This is a genomic window from Colwellia sp. 20A7 (assembly GCF_009832865.1).
GTDB lineage: Bacteria > Pseudomonadota > Gammaproteobacteria > Enterobacterales > Alteromonadaceae > Colwellia.
In genome coordinates, this window is sequence record NZ_CP047130.1 from 3,677,461 (window position 1) to 3,697,390 (window position 19,930).

Sequence of the window (19,930 nt, forward strand, 5' to 3'; positions counted from 1 at the left end):
CCCAAGATTACGTTAACGCGCTATACTAATAGAGTGGACACCTAGCTTGTTTACTCTGTTAGTACCGAATTTTAATACCTAATTTTAGTGTCGAATTTAGTACCGACTTTCTGTTTTTTGCTTTCCAAGCACTTTTCTGAACTACATGGAGTATATAGAAATGAAAAAAGTAACATCAATAATACTCTATCTTATTATTTTAAATAGCATTGTTGCTTGTACTAGCTTAACAAGCGAGGCATATCAAAATGCACCTCAATGGGACTTTGATCATCAGGTACAATTTATACAAACTGAATTAGCAGTAAATAACTATCAACTTGAGATAATTCAAAATAACAAAGTAAAGTTTCAACAATTATCTGCTCTGTTATTACGTAAAAGTTATTCAATTTGTGGGCGGTATGGATATAAGCTAACGATGATTAAAGGGGTTGAAAGTGTTGACTATAAAAAGGCTTCACCTAATTTAATTAGATCAAACTTAGTTGCAACACTTGAGTGTCCACTCGATATTAAAAAGAAAAATTAATTGCTTGATTTAATCTAAATACTTAAAGCATATAAAACAAAAAACGCCTTAACTTATACAAGTTAAGGCGTTTTTATTTCGATTTACGTCGTTGTAAACTTATAACTTAGCTCGGATCTGCGATTTTAACTGCAAAAGTACCTGGCGTAGTCATTGATTCAACTGGTGGAGCAAAGTCTGTTAAATGAATACCGGCTACCGCGGCTTTGTACTCTTCAATTGTAGGGAAGCGACCCAACATAGTAGAAAGCACAACTAATGGTGTAGAACCAAGTAGTGACTCACCTTTCTTCTCTGCTGTATCCGCTACAACACGACCTTGGAACAAGCGAGTTGATGTAGCAATAACAGTATCACCTGGTTCAGCTTTCTCTTGGTTACCCATACATAAGTTACAACCAGGACGTTCTAAGTACATAATGTTTTCATACTTAGTACGTGCAGATGCTTTAGGATTAGCATCGTCGAATTCAAAACCAGAGTACTTCTCAAGAATTGCCCAGTCGCCTTCGGCTTTAAGCTCATCAACGATGTTGTATGTTGGTGGCGCTACAACCAATGGTGCTTTAAATTCAATCTTAGTACCTTGCGCTTCCATATTACGGAACATTTGCGCGATAATTTGCATATCACCCTTATGAACCATACAAGAACCAACAAAACCTAAATCAACAGGCTTATCACTGTAATATGAAACAGGACGGATAACGTCGTGCGTATAACGCTTAGATACATCATCGTTATTTACATCAGGATCCGCAATCATTGGCTCGTCAATTAAGTCTAAATCAACAACAACTTCTGCGAAGTAGCTAGCATTTGCATCTGGCGTTAATGCAGGTGTAGTACCTGACTTAACTTCATCAATGCGTTTATCTGCTAAAGCAATTAAACCATGAAGCGTTTTCGCTGGGTTTTCCATACCTTTATCGATCATTATTTGAATACGGCTTTTCGCTAATTCAAGTGATCCGATCAAAGTTTCGTCTTGAGAAATACAAATTGACGCTTTTGCTTTCATCTCAGCAGACCAATCAGTAAACGTAAACGCTTGGTCAGCTAATAAGGTACCAATATGTACTTCAATTACACGGCCTTGGAAAACGTTTTCACCACCAAATTGCTTAAGCATTTGCGCTTGTGTTGAATGAACAACATCACGGAAATCCATGTGCTTTTTCATGTGACCTTTAAACGTCACTTTCACTGACTCAGGGATTGGCATTGCTGACTCACCCGTTGCTAATGCAATTGCTACAGTACCTGAGTCGGCACCAAAGGCAACACCCTTAGACATACGCGTATGAGAATCACCACCAATGATGATAGCGCGATCGTCAACAGTGATATCATTCAATACTTTGTGAATAACATCAGTCATTGCCGGGTAAACACCTTTAGGATCACGTGCTGTGATTAAACCAAACGCGTTCATAAAGCTCATTAACTTAGGCGTATTCGCTTTTGCTTTGCTATCCCAAACAGAGGCTGTGTGACAACCTGATTGGAATGCACCGTCAACAAGTGGCGAAATAGTAGAAGCAGCCATCGCTTCTAATTCCTGGCATGTCATAGGGCCAGTTGTATCTTGCGAGCCAACAATATTTACTTTAACACGAACATTTGAGCCTGCGTGTAGTGGTGAGTCAGATAAAACACCAACAGCATTACGGTTGAATATTTTCTCAACAGCCGTTAAGCCTTGACCTTCATTTGAAATTTCTTTTGCCGCTGCATATACATTTAAAGGTTCAACACCTAAAGCTTCCGCTGCAAATGTTTGTAGTTTTTTACCGAACGTTACCGCATATGAGCCGCCAGCTTTCATGAATTCCACTTTTTGTGGTGTAAAGGCTGATGATATATCAGAAAGCTCTTCATTACCGTTATATAGCTTCTTCGCTTTTGTATCGATAGTTAACACTGTGCCTGTAGCAACTGAGTAGGCTTCTTCTAATACAGCATCGCCATTTTTATCAACAACAGTATTACCGCTTGCGTCTACTTTTTTAACCCAATTTTTAAGGTCAAGACCAATACCACCAGTTACATCAACCGTTGTAAGGAAGATTGGCGCAATACCATTCGTACCAGCAACAATCGGTGCGATGTTAATAAATGGAACATACGGACTTGCTTTCTTACCCGTCCAAAGTGCCACGTTATTCACACCAGACATACGAGATGAACCTACACCCATAGTGCCTTTTTCAGCAATCAACATTACTTGCATGTCAGGATGCTGAACTTGTAATGCTTTTATTTCTGCTTGGGCTTCTGGTGAACTCATGCACTGGCCGTGTAATTCACGATCGGCACGAGAGTGAGATTGATGACCTGGCGATAATAAATCAGTTGAGATATCACCTTCACCAGCAATATAACTAACTACATCAATTTTTTCAGCAATATCTGGTAATTTAGTGAAAAATTCAGCTTTTGCGTAGCTTTCTAAAATACCTTTAGCAATACTGTTTCCTGCTTTAAAAGCAGCGTCAAGACGAGCTGTATCAGCTTCATATAAAAACACTTGTGTTTTTAATACGTCTGAGGCTTGAGTAGCTAAGCCTGTATCGTCACCTAATGCAAGATCAAGTAATACTTCAATTGAAGGACCACCTTTCATATGTGAAAGTAATTCAAACGCGAATTCAGTTGATATCTCAGGAACAGAAGCTTCACCAAGAATGATTTTTTTCAAAAACGCAGCTTTTTCACCTGCAGCACTTGTTGTGCCTGGCAATGTGTTATAGATGAAGAAGTTAAGAGAGTCTGCGCGGTACTCATTTCCTTCATCTTTAATTTGTTCAATAATTTCAGCTAATAACTCAGCACCATCAATTGGTTTAGGCGCTAATCCTAATTCCTTTTTACGACTTTCAATTTCTGCTATATATTCTAAGTACAGGCTCATTTGATTCACTCTCTAGCTATGGAACGCCAATAACATTGTTATCAGCAAGATAAATATTTTATCTATTTTAGCATGTTTTTGACTCACTACTAATCACTTGCTTAAATAAGGATTATTCATGTAAGTTATAGGAGTTAGAAGTATTAGTTATAGTAGTTCTATTAGATTACCTATTACATTGCAATACACCTTAATAAGGATATTTTAGGTACTAAAACACTATTGTCTATATAAATTAACGACGAAAACACACTTCTTTACTAAAAGGAGAGTGCACTTTGTCACTAGATATTGCTTTATCTTTTACCATTCATACAACTTATTTAACTAACCTACTATTTCTGCACAATAGGCTTAGAGCGAAACTAACACCAAACACAAGAGAAAATAGACTTGTCTATTCTCCTCCTGTTAGAATATGCACCCCAAATATAAGTGACACAATTTTTGGATTAATCTTTCAATCTATAGCACTGGATTTACGTTCCAGCTAGTTCAATGGAGTACATATGAGTTCATCAAATAAAGAATTATCGACACCTGTAACCGTAAAACAAACCTCATCAACAATTACTATTTGTGCATTATATAAATTTGTTCGTTTAGACGCATTTGAAGCATTACGCGAACCGTTATCAAATAAAATGACCAGTGTTAATGTCAGAGGAACATTATTATTAGCCGCAGAAGGCATTAATGGCACAATTGCAGGACCACAAGCAGGTATTGATACGGTATTAGCTTTTCTCGATGAACAACCTGGCTTAGATAATATTTCTCATAAAGAGTCTTACAGTGAAGAAAACCCTTTTCACCGTACTAAAGTAAAATTAAAAAAAGAAATTGTTACTATGGGTGTTGAGGGAATTGACCCTAATCAAGTAGTGGGTACTTACGTCAAACCAAAAGATTGGAACGCCTTAATTTCTGATCCAGAGGTTTTATTAGTAGATACTCGTAATGATTACGAGGTAGAGATAGGTACTTTTAAGGGAGCAGTTAACCCGAACACTGAAACCTTTCGTGAGTTTCCTGAATACGTAGAAAAAAATCTCGATAAAAATAAACACAAAAAAGTAGCCATGTATTGTACTGGTGGTATTCGTTGTGAAAAGTCGACAGCTTATTTAAAAGAACAAGGCTTTGAAGAGGTTTATCATCTTGAGGGCGGTATTTTAAAATACCTTGAAGAAGTACCTAGCACTGAAACAATGTGGGAAGGTGAATGTTTTGTATTTGACGGCCGTGTTGCTGTTAATCATGATTTAGAACAAGGTCAATATGATCAATGCTTTGCTTGTCGTTTTCCGTTAACAGAAGATGAAAAACAAAGTGAGCATTATGTTAAAGGCGTTAGTTGCCACCGTTGTCACGATAAAGTAACGGAAGAGCAGCGTAATCGTTACGCTGAACGTCAGCGTCAAATTTCATTAGCGGAAGCCCGTGGTGAAAGTCATATTGGTGGTGAAATACAATCGATAATTGAAGAACGCCGTCAAGCAAAGTCAAATAAGAAACAAGATCAATCAAAGAAATAAGATAAAGAAATAGGCGTGTAAACAGCTGAATAACTTAGCCTCATCCATTGAGGCTTTTAACTTTACTTAGCCATCTGCCCTGAAACATTTAAAGTAAACATTACTTTGATAACGACTCTAGCTTTTTTTCAAGTTCCTCAAGTTTTTTGTAAATAGCCAGATTTTGTACATATATATCTGCATTTTGCTTTCTTAACTCTCTGTTTTTAATGCTAGTATCGGCAAAGCCAAGTAACTTATTAGCAAAAATAGCACCTACTCCGCCCAATATACCCACACCTAGAATAAACATAATAAAAACGGCGGCCCTACCAATAAAAGTAATAGGGTATACATCACCAAAACCGATGGTAGTAGAAGACATTAACATCAACCAAAATGCATCAGCATAGGTTTTTACCGGCGAACCTAAAACACTTGTTTCAGCTAAAAACGCAACATATCCTAAGCTAATATTTAATACACAAAAAACAATTAAGGAAAGAGATCCCAATATTCCATAGTTATAGTTCTTAACACCAAACTCGTCCACTTTATAAAGTTGGCTTTTTTCCATGGCACTTTGTAATACAATCATAATTCACTCTATTATTTTTGTTGGTTTGTTACATTCATTAAAATATTATTTATTGTGTTATTGGTGATTAATTTTTGTAGTGCTTTTGATAAGCGCTCTTCATAGTGTTTAATATTTGAATGCTTTGAAATAGCAATATAAGCGTTAATGGCGGTATTATGTTGATAGTTTGCTAGTGAAAATTTTTGTTGAACATTCTCTAAAGATGAAAATGCTAAAATAGAATTCTCTCGATCTATAAAAGCATCAATCCTATTATGTAAAAGCATTTGAACTAACTGTTTATGAGAGGTTAATTCAACTTTTGTTATTGTTTTATTCTGATCAAATGCATCAAAGTAGCGAGCCCCCCTAAGTGTACCGACAATTAAGTCATTGAGATCAACAAAATCATTTATTGTTATTTTTCTGGAAGCTAAGGTGAAAAAACGTAAGGGATCATGCTGCGTCATATAAGAAGGATGAAGAAATATTAAGTCATTTTCACGCTCTGGTAATTTCTTAAGGGACAATATCATATCCGCCTCCCCTTGTTGAACCATACTCAAACAACGCGCAAAAGGACAAGGAATAAAAGTCGGTTTAAGGTTAATAGATTCTGCCAATAATGTCGATATTTCTATATTAGGGCCAACAAATTCATTATCAATAATGTCTGAGAAAGGAAGCCCTTGCACAGTCGCTATTTTAATATCTTTTTTATGAGCTAACGCCCAAGAACTATAAAATAATAAAAGTATAAGTAGTTTAGGTATATATTTCATAATTATTATAAAGCAATAAAGAAACAAGTATTCATGATTATAACGCATGTATTCTTAAATACTTTTAAGCCTCGATTGCATTGAATTTAGCAGTGTAATACTCTTATACTAACTCTATAACTTATTAGTATCAAAGGAATATTATGCCTCTTATTAGTCTAGCCTTTATCATATTGAGTTTTATTACTTTTGTTAGCTCGAGTGTCTTAGCAAAGGATATCCCCATCTACCGTTGGGTAGACGAAAACAATGTGGTTCATTTTAGCCAAAATCAACCTAAAGATAGTCATTACTCTGAATTAACAGCTAACTCTTCATATAAAACTAAAGAAATAGCCCCTGAAAATAAGACGAAAAAACAACATCAGATACCCAAATGAGTCAATTCGAGAAAAGTAAAAGAGAAATGTTAGCTAAAAATGAAAAGATAGCAGAACAAAATTGTCAATCAGCTCAGCTTAATGAAAAAATGTTGAGTACGCTAGATACAGTGATGATAGTCGACGCTAATGGAAAAAATAAAGCACTGTCTGATAAAGAAAAGAAAGCACAGCTTACACTCAGTCAAGAGAATATCAGCTTGTACTGTAAACCTGATAAGATAAAAGAATAAATAACCTTAACTTGGGCTTGAGCTTGAATTAAATACGCAATAGATAAATACACATTAGTAAAAAAGCATTAGTTAAAAAACTGAGCCCGCAATAAAGTCTATTACAGGCTCAATAATTTAATGAAACTCAGCACTCTTAATTATTTCCAACAAAAAATTTAACTAATCGTGCTCTATACCAGGTTTAAGACAAAGGCTAGGTTTTAAGAAAAAGCTAACTCTCCGCCTTCTACGGTAACTTTTATAGTTGAGCCTTGTGCAAAATCTCCAGCTAATAACCTTTGTGCTAACGGGTTTTCAATTCCTTGTTGAATCGCACGTTTTAACGGTCTAGCACCAAAAATAGGATCAAACCCAACCTCAGCAATTAAGGCTAATGCTTCGCTACTAACAGACAAGCTTAATTCTTGCTCTGCTAATCGGTCAGACAGTAATTGAATTTGAATTTCAGCAATTTTCTCTATTTGGCTTGCACCTAATGTATGGAATACTACTGATTCATCAATTCGATTAATGAACTCTGGTTTGAAGTGTTGACTCACCTCATTCATCACCTGTGTTTTCATTTGTTGATATTGGCTATCATCACCGAATGCTTGGATAATGTCAGAGCCAATATTTGAGGTCATAATAATAACGGTATTTTTAAAATCAACTGTTCGACCTTGTCCATCAGTTAAGCGTCCATCATCAAGAACTTGCAGTAAAATATTAAAAACGTCAGGGTGTGCTTTCTCAACTTCATCTAATAAAATGACTGAATAAGGTTTACGGCGAACAGCTTCGGTTAAATAGCCGCCCTCTTCATAACCTACATATCCTGGAGGTGCTCCAACTAATCGCGCCACTGAATGTTTTTCCATAAACTCAGACATATCAATACGAATAAGCGACTCTTCACTATCGAATAAAAAGTAGGCTAATGCTTTTGTTAATTCTGTTTTACCGACACCTGTAGGCCCTAAGAATAAAAAGGATCCTATTGGTTGGTTTGGATCAGCTAAGCCTGCACGCGATCGTCTTATAGCATTAGATACTGATGCTACGGCTTCGCCTTGTCCGATCACTCGTTGATGTAATTCTTCTTCCATGTTGAGTAATTTGTCACGCTCTTGCTCTAACATTTTAGCAATAGGGATACCCGTCGCACGACTAAGTACTTCAGCAATCTCAACTTCAGTAACCTTGTTTGCTAATAAGCTCATTTCTTGCATTTCAGCTTGGCTAGCTAAATCAAGTTGTTTTTCAAGCTCTGGTAACTTACCGTATTGCAGCTCAGACATGCGATTAAGATCACCTGCTCGTCTTGCCGCTTCTAATTCAATACGTGCTTGTTCTAAATCTTCTTTAATCGTTTGTGTACCATATAGAGCTGCTTTTTCGGTAGTCCAAACCTCGTCTAATTCATCGTACTCTGCTTGTTTCTCATTTATTTGCTCTGAGATGTCAGCAAGACGCTTTATTGTTGCATCATCAGAATCTTTTTCTAATGCTTTTTGCTCTAATTTAAGCTGAATCAACTTTCGCTCAAGACGATCTAAATCTTCAGGCTTTGAGTCCATCTGTAAACGAATACTTGAAGCCGCTTCATCAATTAAATCAATTGCTTTGTCAGGTAATTGTCGATCACTGATATATCGATGAGACAGTGTAGCCGCAGCGACAATAGCCGGGTCAGTAATATTAACGCTATGGTGAAGTTCATACCGCTCTTTTAAACCACGTAGAATAGCAATGGTATCTTCAACACTAGGCTCTTCTACCAATACTTTTTGAAAACGACGCTCTAATGCTGCATCTTTTTCAATATATTTACGATACTCATCTAACGTTGTTGCGCCAACGCAATGTAAATCACCTCGAGCAAGCGCAGGTTTTAACATATTACCGGCATCCATCGCACCGTCAGTTTTCCCTGCGCCAACCATAGTATGTAATTCATCAATAAATAAGATGATTTTACCTTCTTCTTGAGATAACTCATTTAATACTGCTTTTAAACGCTCTTCAAATTCACCTCTATATTTTGCGCCAGCAATTAAAGCGCCCATATCTAAAGATAATACACGTTTATTTTTTAAACCTTCAGGTACTTCATGATCAACAATTCGTTGTGCTAAACCTTCAACAATCGCTGTTTTACCAACACCTGGTTGGCCAATTAACACCGGATTATTTTTAGTTCTACGTTGTAGTACTTGCAAGGTACGACGAATTTCATCGTCGCGACCAATAACAGGATCTAACTTTCCTTGCTCAGCAAGTTCAGTTAAGTCAACGGTATATTTATTTAGTGCTTGGCGCACGTCTTCAGCATTTGGATCATCAACTTTTTGACCACCTCTCACGTGCTCAATCGCGGCTTTAATGCGTTGTTCATTAGCACCTAATTCTTTTAAAATTTTTCCTAATGTACTTTTATCTTCAAGTGCTGCAAGTAAGAACATTTCAGAAGATATATATTTATCTGACATTTTTTGTGCATGTTTATCACATAAGTTTAATAGCTTACCTGAAGCAGAAGAAAGTTGAACATCACCACCAGCCCCTTCTACCTGTGCTAAAGATGTTAGTCCTTGTTCAATTTTACTTCTTAACGTATGTACATCTACACCCGCACTTTTTAATAGTGGGATAACAGAGTTACCATTTTGATTTAACAACGCCATCATTAAATGAATGGGTTCAATAAATTGATGGTCACGACCTAATGCAAGTGATTGTGCATCCGCAATAGATTCTTGGAATGATTGAGTAAAACGATCTAAACGCATAAATATTCTCCTGCCATATTACTGGACTTATGAATTAGTTAAACCAGATGTAATTACCTATAACATTAGGTCTAGTGTGGTCTTTTTCAATAGCGGGTAAGCATTAGTTTGATCTAGAACAAATAATTAACCTCATTTAGCCTTAAGAGAACGGCTTGGTATTAACTATCAATAATATAAAAGATGTGGATGATGAAGAGATATATTTACAATGGACAAATCAGTGTTGCCATTCTTCCTGTTACAGAATTTTTACGGTATGAATAATATTTATCGGTATTTGAATAAGTACATTCCGCTAATGCACTTATTTGCTTAATACCTGAAACGTTTAATTGTATTTCAGCAATTTTATGTAAATCCGCTAAATATTTTCCCTCTGACGTTGCAATAAAAGCGCTTTTAAAAGACTCGCACTGCTCGACAAATTGAGCTTTAACTTCACTACCTACTTCAAAAACACTTTTAGAAATACAAGGACCAAGCCAAGCATAAAGATCTTTTACAGGCGTTTTCATTTTAGCCATTGTATTTTGGATAATATTAGCAGACAAAGGACGCCAACCACCATGAATAGCAGCTACCTCATCACCTGACTTAGATGCCAATAAAATAGGTAAGCAATCCGCAGTCATTATTGCTAAGCAAATATTTTTTTCACGGGTGATAACAGCATCAGCGGTAATTGGTTCGGGAGATATTGTCGATAGTTCAACAACTTCATTACCATGAACTTGATTAAGCCATTGAATTTGAGCGTTTATAGGTAATAAGGATTGTAAATAACGTCGGTTTTCATTTACTTGTTCAGGACAATCACCAACATGTAAACCTAAATTGAACGCTTGATAAGGTGATGATGAGCCACGAAGAGTATTATTGGGTGTAATTCGTGTTGTTTGTACAGCAAAAACTTTATTATTTGGGGTTGTTTGGCCAATACCTTCATCGATAGATGAATGCATTGGCCATTTAACAAGTTCGATAGCTGAACTTGTTTTTATGCCACTTGAATTATAGGTAATCGTCGACGGCATTAAGTTTAGTATCTTCTTGTAGTAATTCTACTAACTCAACAAAATCATCAGGTAAATCAGCATGCCAAGTCATTAATTCACCGGTTATAGGGTGATATAATGAAAGCATAGCAGCATGTAATGCTTGTCGCTTAAAAGTACGTAATTTTACTAATAATTCAGGTGTTGCATTTTTTGGTGGACGAGGTCGACCACCATAAGTTGGATCACCAACCAACGGATGCGTAATATGTGACATGTGTACACGAATTTGATGTGTTCGCCCTGTTTCAAGACGTAAACGTAAGCGCGTATGCAAACGATACTTTTCCATTACACGATAATGCGTAACTGATGGACGGCCTGAAAATGTCACCGCCATATGCGTACGTTTAGTTGCGTGACGACCGATAGGTTCATCAACAAGCCCACCCGCAGTCATTAAACCATTAGCGACAGCTTCATATTCACGCGTAATTTCTCGTAATTGTAATGCTTCAACTAGATTAGTTTGTGCAGCAATTGTTTTCGCAACAACCATCAAACCAGTAGTATCTTTATCCAAACGATGAACAATACCGGCACGAGGCACAACTTCTATCGCTGGAAAATGATGTAACAAAGCATTTAATACTGTGCCATCAGGATTACCAGCCCCCGGATGAACAACTAAACCTGCTGGTTTATTAATCACTAAAATATCGTCATCTTCATAAATGATATCAAGATCGATTTTTTGTGCTGCAAAACGTTGCTCAGCTTCTACTTCTGCATTGATAGCAATACTCTCACCACCATACATTTTTTCACGCGCTCGGGGTAATACTTCACCATTAACCATCACACTACCGGCTAAGATCCAATCTTTTAGCCTTGAACGTGAATAATCAGGAAACATTATGGCCAAAGTTTGGTCTAATCGTTTACCTAAACACGAATCAGGAACGGTATCTTTATGTTGAATTATTTCAGACATTAAACTCTCTTTAAATTTTTAACGTTGTGCAACTTATGATTGCTAGGTTAGAATGTTAATACGCAAGTATGCACTAGGTATAATAGTTTCATTTTACCCTTTTTATGATAACCATGCTACATGGCTATCAAAGGTTTCATACTTATTTAATTTTAAACAAAGGCGTAATTGCAAATTCCATGGAAAAATTGACCAAAAAAATAGTATTTATCACGCTAGCATTAACTTTAGCAGGTTGCTCATCTTCTAATATCGAGAATGACATTGATAAAGTGCCAGACAAATCAGCTCAGGCTTTATTTGTTGATGCCCGAGCTGCACTGGATAATGGTTTGTATCAAAAATCAATTCAGATTCTTGGAGCAATTGACTCCCGCTTCCCTTTTGGCCCAATATCTCATCAAGTTCAATTAGATTTGATTTATGCCTACTATAAAGTTGGTGACGCCGCTCAAGGTATTGCGCTTACCGATCGATTTTTACGTCTTAATCCAGAAAACCCAAATACAGATTATGTTTATTACATGCGTGCATTAATAAACTTATCAACAGAAGATAATTTATTTCAAGATTTAGCCGGAATAGATCGTTCAGATAGAGATCCTACAGCAGCACGTGAAGCTTTTGACGACTTCAAACGTATAATTACAAATTATCCTGATAGTAAATATGCTGCTGATTCTCAAAAAAGAATGGTTGAAATTAAATCTAGATTAGCTAAATATGAACTTGCTATTGCAAAGTTTTATTTGGAGCGTGAAGCTTATGCTTCAGCTGCAAACAGAGGCCGCTATATTGTCGAGTACTTTTCACCAAGCCCAGAACTAGAGCCAGCATTAGAGATAATGATCGAATGTTACGATAAATTAGGCCTCGATGATTTAAAGACCAATGCATTACAAGTATTAGCAGCTAATTACCCTAATAACTCAATGCTTAGATAATCGCTTATTATTGTCAAAAGATTACAAGTATCGAACGTTACCTAGATAACAGTGGTATGTTCGATACTGATAATTATACCAATCTCACTAGCTATGTGATCATTTCTACGTATGAAATTGTTCACTTAATTAATGAAACTGGTATTATTAAATGAATCTATTACGCTAAACTATGAAAAAATAGCAACTAGATAGCGTCTTGGTTTTCTTCGCCCGTTCTAATACGAATAACACGAGTCACATCGGTAATAAATATTTTACCATCGCCAATCTTACCTGTTTGTGCTGTTTCTAAAATAGCATTTACGCAACGCTCAAGATCTTCTTTTGCAATTACTATCTCTAATTTTACTTTAGGTAGAAAATCAACCATATATTCTGCACCGCGATAAAGCTCTGTATGACCTTTTTGTCTACCAAAACCTTTCACTTCAGAAACTGTCATACCGGTAATACCTATTTCACCTAGCGCTTCTCTTACATCGTCTAACTTGAACGGCTTGATGATTGCTTCAATTTTTTTCATTATTTCTCTCTGTGTAATGGATTTCCATATGACTTTCTGTAATATTACAACGCGTTTATTAGCAAATCACGCTTTTATTTTGTTAAACTGCTAATTAACACTAACTCTATTTATGTTATTCATCAATCAAGGATAATAAATTAAATAGAACTTAGTATAATCAAGCTAATACTCTTACTTAAAGCAGGATAGTCCATGGATCAGCAAACCATAATAGATGAAATGAAAGTTTTACCTGAAATAGACGCTCACTTTGAAGTTCGTCGACGCATTGATTTTATAAAATCTACCTTAAAGAACTCAGGTTTAAAAACATTAGTACTAGGTATTAGTGGCGGAGTAGACTCTTCTACTTGTGGTCGTTTAGCGCAACTTGCAATATCAGAATTAAACACAGAAGACAATAAAGCATCAAGTACTGATATCGCTGATCAGTTTCAATTTATTGCAGTAAGACTTCCTTATAACGTACAAGCTGACGAAGATGATGCACAGCAGGCATTAAGCTTTATTCAACCTAGCCATTGCTTAACCACCAATGTATTTGATGGTGTTAATGGAATACATCAAGAGGTTGTTTCCGCCCTTTCTAACGCGCAGCTATTAACAGCGTCACCAAATCAAGTAGATTTCTCAAAGGGTAATGTAAAAGCACGTATTCGTATGGTATCTCAATATCATATAGCAGGAATATTAGGTGCATTAGTTTTAGGTACTGATCATAGTGCAGAAAATATTACTGGATTTTTTACTAAGTGGGGAGACGGCGCTTGTGATTTAGCTCCTTTATTTGGCCTTTCAAAACGCCAAGTAAGAATAATAGCCAAACACTTAGGCGCACCTGATATTTTAGTAGAGAAGGCGCCGACAGCAGATTTAGAAGATTTGGAGCCAGGAAAAACCGATGAAGATGCTTTAGGTATTAGCTATGATGAACTCGATGATTTTCTTGAAGGTAAAAATGTTTCGTTAGAAATAAAAAATCATATTATTAATATTTACAAAAAAACACAGCATAAGCGTCAAGCTATTCCAACCATTTATAGCTAGTACTGGAAACTGGAAAAATCCATTTTTTATAACTATACCTATATTACAAGGAAGTTATTAAAAATGGATTTTTTTATGCTTAAACACAAACCTTATATTAACCTCAATTTGTACATCAAAGGGGTTACGCTACTGGAATTAATGATTTCAGTATCTATTACTGCAATACTCGCAATCATAGTTATCCCAAACTTTAATGATTTCATTGTTAAAATGCGTGTTGATAATGAAATATCTCAGCTCCATCGCATGTTACTTATGGCAAGAAATACAGCGATTAACAGTGGACAAAATACGATACTTTGTCCCTTAAATGAGATTTCACAATGTAGCGAACAATGGAAAAATAAACTAAGTATTTTTATTGATAGTAATAATAATAAAACGTTTGATCTCGAAGAAAAAATACTACAAACAAAAGAAGAGATAACAGCGGGAGATCAACTTGTTTATGGTAAAGGTAGAACTATGATTACCTTTAAATCAACAGGACAACTTAGTGGCCTGGCAAATGGTACTTTTCGATATTGTCCTGAGCATTATAAGAAATACGCAAGAGGAATTATTGTAGCTCGTTCAGGACGAATTTATCAATCAAGCGACATTGATAATGATGGTATTGATGAGAATAGAGGAAATACAGAAATTAATTGCGATTAATACCAGTTTCATTAAAAAGCGTTTACTAGCGAGTTAAGTAATAAAATGGTATAAATGTTATTAAGCTCTAATAGTAGTTAGTGAAAACACCATGAATAACATTAAAAGCATTTTTTCAATTAATTCCTCTCTTCGTCGCTATCAACAAGGCTTTACACTAATTGAACTCATGGTTTCGATTGCTATTGTTGCGATATTATCAACCATAGCGTTACCTAGTATGGGCGAGTTTTTGGTAAAAATGCGTGTTGATAATGAAATCAGTGAAGTACAACGACTGTTACTTACAGCCAGAAATATGGCGATAAATACAGGAAAGAACACCACTATATGCCCTCTTACTTCTGGTGCTTGTACTAATAATTGGGGAAATGAGATCAGCGTTTTTACGAATGGTGATAATAGTTTAGCAACAAATAATAACTTTGCTGCACCTGATGAACTAATAAAAATTAAAAGTGAGATTAGAGCTGGTGATAAGCTTCAATATACAGAAAATAGTATTATTTATACACCTGATGGGCGTTTATTAACAACATCTACAAATTTTAGATATTGTCCAAAAGATAAAACCGATCTATCAAAAGGTATTAGTATCTCATTATCAGGCCGGAGCTATAAAAGTTCAGATACTGACAATGATGGCAAAGATGAAGACAGCTCAGGTAACGAGATTGTTTGTACTTAATATCGAATACCTAAACACTGATAACTCAGATCTTTACCTAAGCATTTTTTTATCGATTGCTCTAGCAATTGGACTACTAAACTTATCCTCAGCTAAAATACACTCTTTAACCTGGTAAATAGTCGCTTTTTTCTTATTCGATTGACCACTGGTAATATTAACTTTGTGTCCAATAATAGAATTAGGTAACTCGGTTAGCAATGACTCCTTTATTTTCCAGAAGCTTATCGTTTCAGCACCACCCGCTAATTCCACATAACATTTTACCTCTACGCGTATTTCGGTTGCTTTTGACTCTTCAGCTTGCACACTCACCACATTACCTAAACTAAAGATGCCACTCACTAAAACGAAGGCGATTAATGATGAATTTTTCATATTATTACTCCCAACATTCTTTAGGTGTTTTAGCGCCTACATAGTCAACTTTCAATGTTTTGCAATCGGTATCTTTTACTTGACTCCTTTTTGCGACGGCCTGTAAAGTAAAAGTAGTATTCGTTGCGCCAGCAGCAACACTAATTAAATAGTTTCCGGACTCTGTTGTGTATTCATCAGTACTCATCCCTAAACCTTTCATATCACTAGCATAAGACCTAGTATCAACAAACACTTGCTCTTGCAAATTGGCTAAACGCATGAGCTCACGTTGCCCTTCAGATCGATTAGAGCGAAGTATAAAATCGGTATAGGAAGGGTAAGCTACACTCGCTAAAATACCAATAATCGCCACAGTAATCAGTAGCTCAATTAAGGTAAAGCCTAACGTCTTAGTATTCAATTTTTTATGCATATTTTTTAGGCTTGGCTGTACCATATTTATTGATCCTCTGTAATGTAAAGGTAAGTTCGCATTGTTTGTAGATTAAAGCCTATATCAACAATGCTTCTTCCTACAATTAAATTTCCTGTTGTACCTGCTGTTGCATCATCAGGATCATTAGGGATCACAATTAATGTCGGAGCCCCCAGAAATTGTTCACTAATAAAGCTTATTCTATCTTCGCGGTTTTTAGAGTCGGTTTCAGCCCAGTTAAACTTTGAAATACCCAAAGCTAGGTCTACACCATACAACCAACCTTGACCATTAGGAAGTTCACAGTCTATTTGTTCTACTGCTAAATTAGGTGGTGAGAAAGTTGTAAAATAAACGGTATTATTGATTACAATTGCACTTGCCGTACTCTTCTCACCTGACAGCTCTAAATCAAAATACCAACCTGATTTATTACTTACTGCCACCGATAATGCTTGTCTACCAGTATCACTAACAGTTTCAAAAGGGTTATCAGTAAAATCATAAAGATCACCAATGGCTATAACATCAGGTATAGATGTACCATCACTACCAAAGCTTTGCGTAATAATATTTTTATCTTTAATCATAAAAAAAATATCACTAGTATCTGTTCCTAGCGGATTAGATTTGTCGCCACTACCAAGTAGAATAGCATCATAAGGGATTTCTTGATTAACAGTAATAGTAGAAGTACTGTCATCCTCAGCTTTAATCTCTGATTCTATCGTTTCAGTAATGAAAGTACGTACTATAGCTGGCTCATTAAAAAAGCGTCTGTCAGTTAAATTAGTATCACCGCCTAAACTGGCTAATTTGAATACCGAAATATCACTTAAGCTATCACTTGGCATATCCACTCGCCAAACGCTTCCTCCTGTATCCCCTACATATAGCCTGTCAACCAGACCATTCCCATCACTATCCAACGTAGCAATACTAGAAGGTATGCTATCTTCACCAGTAAATTCTGTGGTTGCATTATCTTCAGCCATACTCCATATTAAGGTGCCTGTTTCGGCATCGACCATATAAACTGCACGTCCAACATTATCTTCGGCGCCCACACCACTATTATCTTTTGATGGATCATAACCACCACCAAAAAATAACACCGGTTTAGCCGTCTCACCACTAAGGTTCAACTTAGAATAACCCAACTTAGCTTGCGACCAGGTTTGTCCTAACTCTGTAAAACCTGTTGTTCCGCCTTCTATGCGCCACATTAACCGAGGGGAACTAGGGTTACTGATATCAATAGCATAATAAGATGAGCCACCACGGCGTAAACCGAAGAAGATCCACACTTTGTCACCTGGCTCAATAATACCATCGCCATCATGATCATCAATATAGGAAGTAATCTCCCCATCGACACCGTAAACTTTGTCATCACTGGTTGAGTTATTACGTAAGGTTTTAATGTTAGGAAAGAATTCTTTAGGCATAAAGGCCCATGTTTCATCAACATCATCACCAGTATCCTCAAACATGTGCAATGCACCGGCATTAGTCCCAATAAGTATATGTATTTTGTTACCATAGTTAATGACTAAGGGATTAGAGTGGAGAGGATCACCAAAGACATCACTACGCATATCCGTTTTATCGCCATCTTTATCCTCATCATCTACATCAATACCTAAATTCCAATTAAAGTAATCATCAGATTCTAAAACATCAACACCAAGAAAATTTGCATAATCTTCTTCCGTGCCAAAATGGCTTAACTTATTTGTTTGGGTTAGCTCTACTAGCGCATTAGAGGTTCCGATATCGCTATAGATTAATCGATCTGTTTTATTACGTAACATGCCGGCTACGCCACCTTCAGCAACGTCAGCCCCATCTTTGCTATCTGACCAATAACTTGTAACGTTAGAAGAAAAGTGACCTGTCGATTCGTCAATAGCTGCCGTGCCACTTTTACCGACTTGCACACCTCCTTCAACCTTATATTTTTTTAGATTACCTTGCCATCTAGGTCCTCTATCCGGTTGAAACATTGCGTAATAAACTGAGTCTAGCGTTTCAGTACGGTCAAAGTTATTCGCGGCGACAGAAGCAGATGTTAAACTGTCGTTACTCGGTTCTAAATTAGCTAATACATTGGTTAATGCGGCAGTTAAACTCGCAGTATCCTGTGCTGGGAAATACTTTCCACCACCGAGATCTGCTGCCTCTCTCAAGAGTGGCTCAGCCGCTTCTGCGCCTTGACTAAAACCTATGGTGTATGTGGTTACAGTTTGTTTGCCATCAACAGCTGCATTGACATCATTATTATTCATCCAACCCGCAAGTGCCGCTAAATAATTACCTGCATATGAAGACATTGGATAGCCATCTGCAGTACCTAGCGCTCTAACTTTATCATTTGCTGCTGTATCAAGTGTTGGTGCACCATCGGTAATAAGAATAACGTACGCTTTATCACTACAAGAAGTAAAAGGAGATTTGTAAATTTTACTGCCTGTTTCTATCGTGGTATCTCGAGGGGGGGTGTTCGCAGTATAAGAAGAACGATTACTATCGTTATCACCATAATCGACGCTTTTGCCACCAAAATAACGCGATGCTTCATATAAAGTCTCACACAAAGGCGTATTATTTTCCGCATCAAGTTGGTTATTGACAATATCAAGTAAAGTCGTTCTACTTGATAGTGTAGAAGATTTAATACCGAAGACTATTCGTCCACCATCTCGTGAGTTTTCACTTGTTGCATTATGATTAAAAACTTGTAGGCCAAAATCAACATTGGGTGAGGAGTTGATTAAGTTGGTAACACTTTCCTGGGCAATTTCTATTCTGGATTTAATGACTTTCACTAAAGTGTCACTATGATACCAACGTAAGTAATTTTCACTATATAGGGTTACTAATGACCCTGACCACTTAACATTACTATTGCCTACATTAGCCGTGTAAAATACAGGGGTAGTTGGATCACCTTCACCATCAATGGGGAAACCAGGAGGTAATGCTATTGGAACACTGCCTTGTAAGTAATTTTTATTATTATTATTTATAGCATCTACATCGTCTTCACAATCAGTAATAATAATGTCGGTACTATCAGTTTCATTTAACTCGCTCCAACGACCTGAGTTACCTTGAAACGTATACTCTCTAACAAATCCTGTGTAGTAACCATATTGATTAATAATATCTTGGGCAACTTTACAACTGTTAATACTGGCAGGGAACTTACGACCTTCATTAGGATCATCGGCAATGGGCATATCGTCGATATCAGTTTGACCTTTACTATAATAAATATAATCGCTTGATAATTGAGGATAGCCATTGACTGCACTATAATTTACAAGCGGATTATAAGATGGTTTTACCAATTCTAATGTTCCCATGCTACCTGAATTATCAAAAATAATTAGAACTTGTGGTCGTTTTTTAGCCTCACTGACGCTATCACTTATATACAGCTCTATATCTTCACCAAAGGAAAAATTAGTTATTAAAAGTAAAAGCCCTGCCACTATAAATTTTTTCATTTTTCTTCCTTAAGCAATAAGAAATATACCGTCTGTTAAAAGCGATAACT

Annotated in this window: 18 protein-coding genes; 8 read left to right on the top strand and 10 right to left on the bottom strand. The window is 36.4% G+C overall.

Features of this window, described 5'->3' with window-relative positions; genetic code table 11:
- Positions 1 to 160: 160 nt before the first annotated feature.
- Positions 161 to 532 (top strand): hypothetical protein, encoded by a 372-nt coding sequence (locus tag GQS55_RS15795; RefSeq protein WP_159821404.1) that lies wholly within the window; start codon positions 161 to 163, stop codon positions 530 to 532.
- A 106-nt stretch (positions 533 to 638) separates the two neighbouring features.
- On the opposite strand, the gene GQS55_RS15800 is transcribed toward GQS55_RS15795, so the two are convergent.
- Positions 639 to 3,446, bottom strand: a complete 2,808-nt coding sequence (locus GQS55_RS15800) for a bifunctional aconitate hydratase 2/2-methylisocitrate dehydratase (protein WP_159821405.1) — start codon at positions 3,444 to 3,446, stop codon at positions 639 to 641.
- A 509-nt stretch (positions 3,447 to 3,955) separates the two neighbouring features.
- Between GQS55_RS15800 and trhO the strand changes: the two genes are divergently transcribed.
- Positions 3,956 to 4,984 (top strand): oxygen-dependent tRNA uridine(34) hydroxylase TrhO, encoded by a 1,029-nt coding sequence (gene trhO, locus GQS55_RS15805; RefSeq protein ID WP_159821406.1) that lies wholly within the window; start codon positions 3,956 to 3,958, stop codon positions 4,982 to 4,984.
- A 100-nt stretch (positions 4,985 to 5,084) separates the two neighbouring features.
- Here trhO and GQS55_RS15810 read toward each other — a convergent pair whose 3' ends face one another.
- The gene (locus GQS55_RS15810; RefSeq protein ID WP_236559670.1) at positions 5,085 to 5,561 is read right to left on the bottom strand and encodes an ion channel; all 477 of its coding nucleotides are present in this window, start codon (positions 5,559 to 5,561) and stop codon (positions 5,085 to 5,087) included.
- 11 nt (positions 5,562 to 5,572) lie between these two features.
- Positions 5,573 to 6,373, bottom strand: a complete 801-nt coding sequence (locus tag GQS55_RS15815) for a substrate-binding periplasmic protein (RefSeq protein WP_159821407.1) — start codon at positions 6,371 to 6,373, stop codon at positions 5,573 to 5,575.
- 95 nt (positions 6,374 to 6,468) lie between these two features.
- Here GQS55_RS15815 and GQS55_RS15820 point away from each other — a divergent pair, with 95 nt between their 5' ends.
- Together GQS55_RS15820 and GQS55_RS15825 are read left to right on the top strand one after the other, a co-directional pair.
- Positions 6,469 to 6,705: a DUF4124 domain-containing protein gene (locus GQS55_RS15820; RefSeq protein ID WP_159821408.1), complete on the top strand. Its 237-nt coding sequence runs from the start codon at positions 6,469 to 6,471 to the stop codon at positions 6,703 to 6,705.
- Positions 6,702 to 6,938 (top strand): hypothetical protein, encoded by a 237-nt coding sequence (locus tag GQS55_RS15825; protein WP_159821409.1) that lies wholly within the window; start codon positions 6,702 to 6,704, stop codon positions 6,936 to 6,938. The genes GQS55_RS15820 and GQS55_RS15825 overlap by 4 nt, the downstream gene beginning before the upstream one ends.
- Positions 6,939 to 7,141: 203 nt before the next feature.
- On the opposite strand, the gene clpB is transcribed toward GQS55_RS15825, so the two are convergent.
- The 3 genes from clpB to rluD form a co-directional block, all read right to left on the bottom strand.
- Positions 7,142 to 9,712: an ATP-dependent chaperone ClpB gene (gene clpB / locus GQS55_RS15830; protein ID WP_159821410.1), complete on the bottom strand. Its 2,571-nt coding sequence runs from the start codon at positions 9,710 to 9,712 to the stop codon at positions 7,142 to 7,144.
- A 206-nt stretch (positions 9,713 to 9,918) separates the two neighbouring features.
- Positions 9,919 to 10,749, bottom strand: a complete 831-nt coding sequence (gene pgeF, locus GQS55_RS15835; RefSeq protein WP_159821411.1) for a peptidoglycan editing factor PgeF — start codon at positions 10,747 to 10,749, stop codon at positions 9,919 to 9,921.
- Positions 10,727 to 11,704 (bottom strand): 23S rRNA pseudouridine(1911/1915/1917) synthase RluD, encoded by a 978-nt coding sequence (gene rluD, locus GQS55_RS15840; RefSeq protein WP_159821412.1) that lies wholly within the window; start codon positions 11,702 to 11,704, stop codon positions 10,727 to 10,729. Before rluD ends, pgeF begins: the two co-directional genes overlap by 23 nt.
- A 179-nt stretch (positions 11,705 to 11,883) precedes the next feature.
- Between rluD and GQS55_RS15845 the strand changes: the two genes are divergently transcribed.
- Positions 11,884 to 12,648: an outer membrane protein assembly factor BamD gene (locus GQS55_RS15845; protein WP_159821413.1), complete on the top strand. Its 765-nt coding sequence runs from the start codon at positions 11,884 to 11,886 to the stop codon at positions 12,646 to 12,648.
- Between the two features lie 187 nt (positions 12,649 to 12,835).
- Here the strand turns inward: GQS55_RS15845 and glnB are convergent, their stop codons facing one another.
- Complete coding sequence (gene glnB / locus GQS55_RS15850; protein ID WP_159821414.1) at positions 12,836 to 13,174, bottom strand: nitrogen regulatory protein P-II; 339 nt, start codon at positions 13,172 to 13,174, stop codon at positions 12,836 to 12,838.
- 195 nt (positions 13,175 to 13,369) lie between these two features.
- Between glnB and nadE the strand changes: the two genes are divergently transcribed.
- The 3 genes from nadE to GQS55_RS15865 all read left to right on the top strand — a co-directional run bounded on the left by nadE (position 13,370) and on the right by GQS55_RS15865 (position 15,572).
- The gene (nadE, locus tag GQS55_RS15855; protein WP_159821415.1) at positions 13,370 to 14,224 is read left to right on the top strand and encodes an ammonia-dependent NAD(+) synthetase; all 855 of its coding nucleotides are present in this window, start codon (positions 13,370 to 13,372) and stop codon (positions 14,222 to 14,224) included.
- Between the two features lie 75 nt (positions 14,225 to 14,299).
- Positions 14,300 to 14,884: a GspH/FimT family pseudopilin gene (locus GQS55_RS15860; protein ID WP_159821416.1), complete on the top strand. Its 585-nt coding sequence runs from the start codon at positions 14,300 to 14,302 to the stop codon at positions 14,882 to 14,884.
- Positions 14,885 to 14,975: 91 nt separating this feature from the next.
- Positions 14,976 to 15,572 carry a GspH/FimT family pseudopilin gene (locus GQS55_RS15865; RefSeq protein WP_159821417.1) on the top strand — a complete coding sequence of 199 codons (597 nt, stop codon included), beginning with the start codon at positions 14,976 to 14,978 and terminating at the stop codon, positions 15,570 to 15,572.
- 33 nt (positions 15,573 to 15,605) lie between these two features.
- On the opposite strand, the gene GQS55_RS15870 is transcribed toward GQS55_RS15865, so the two are convergent.
- The 3 genes from GQS55_RS15870 to GQS55_RS15880 are packed head-to-tail and all read right to left on the bottom strand — an operon-like array spanning position 15,606 to position 19,880.
- Complete coding sequence (locus GQS55_RS15870; protein WP_159821418.1) at positions 15,606 to 15,950, bottom strand: TapY2 family type IVa secretion system protein; 345 nt, start codon at positions 15,948 to 15,950, stop codon at positions 15,606 to 15,608.
- 4 nt (positions 15,951 to 15,954) lie between these two features.
- Positions 15,955 to 16,389, bottom strand: a complete 435-nt coding sequence (locus GQS55_RS15875) for a type IV pilin protein (RefSeq protein WP_328698872.1) — start codon at positions 16,387 to 16,389, stop codon at positions 15,955 to 15,957.
- Between the two features lie 2 nt (positions 16,390 to 16,391).
- Positions 16,392 to 19,880: a pilus assembly protein gene (locus GQS55_RS15880; protein WP_159821419.1), complete on the bottom strand. Its 3,489-nt coding sequence runs from the start codon at positions 19,878 to 19,880 to the stop codon at positions 16,392 to 16,394.
- Positions 19,881 to 19,930: the final 50 nt, after the last annotated feature.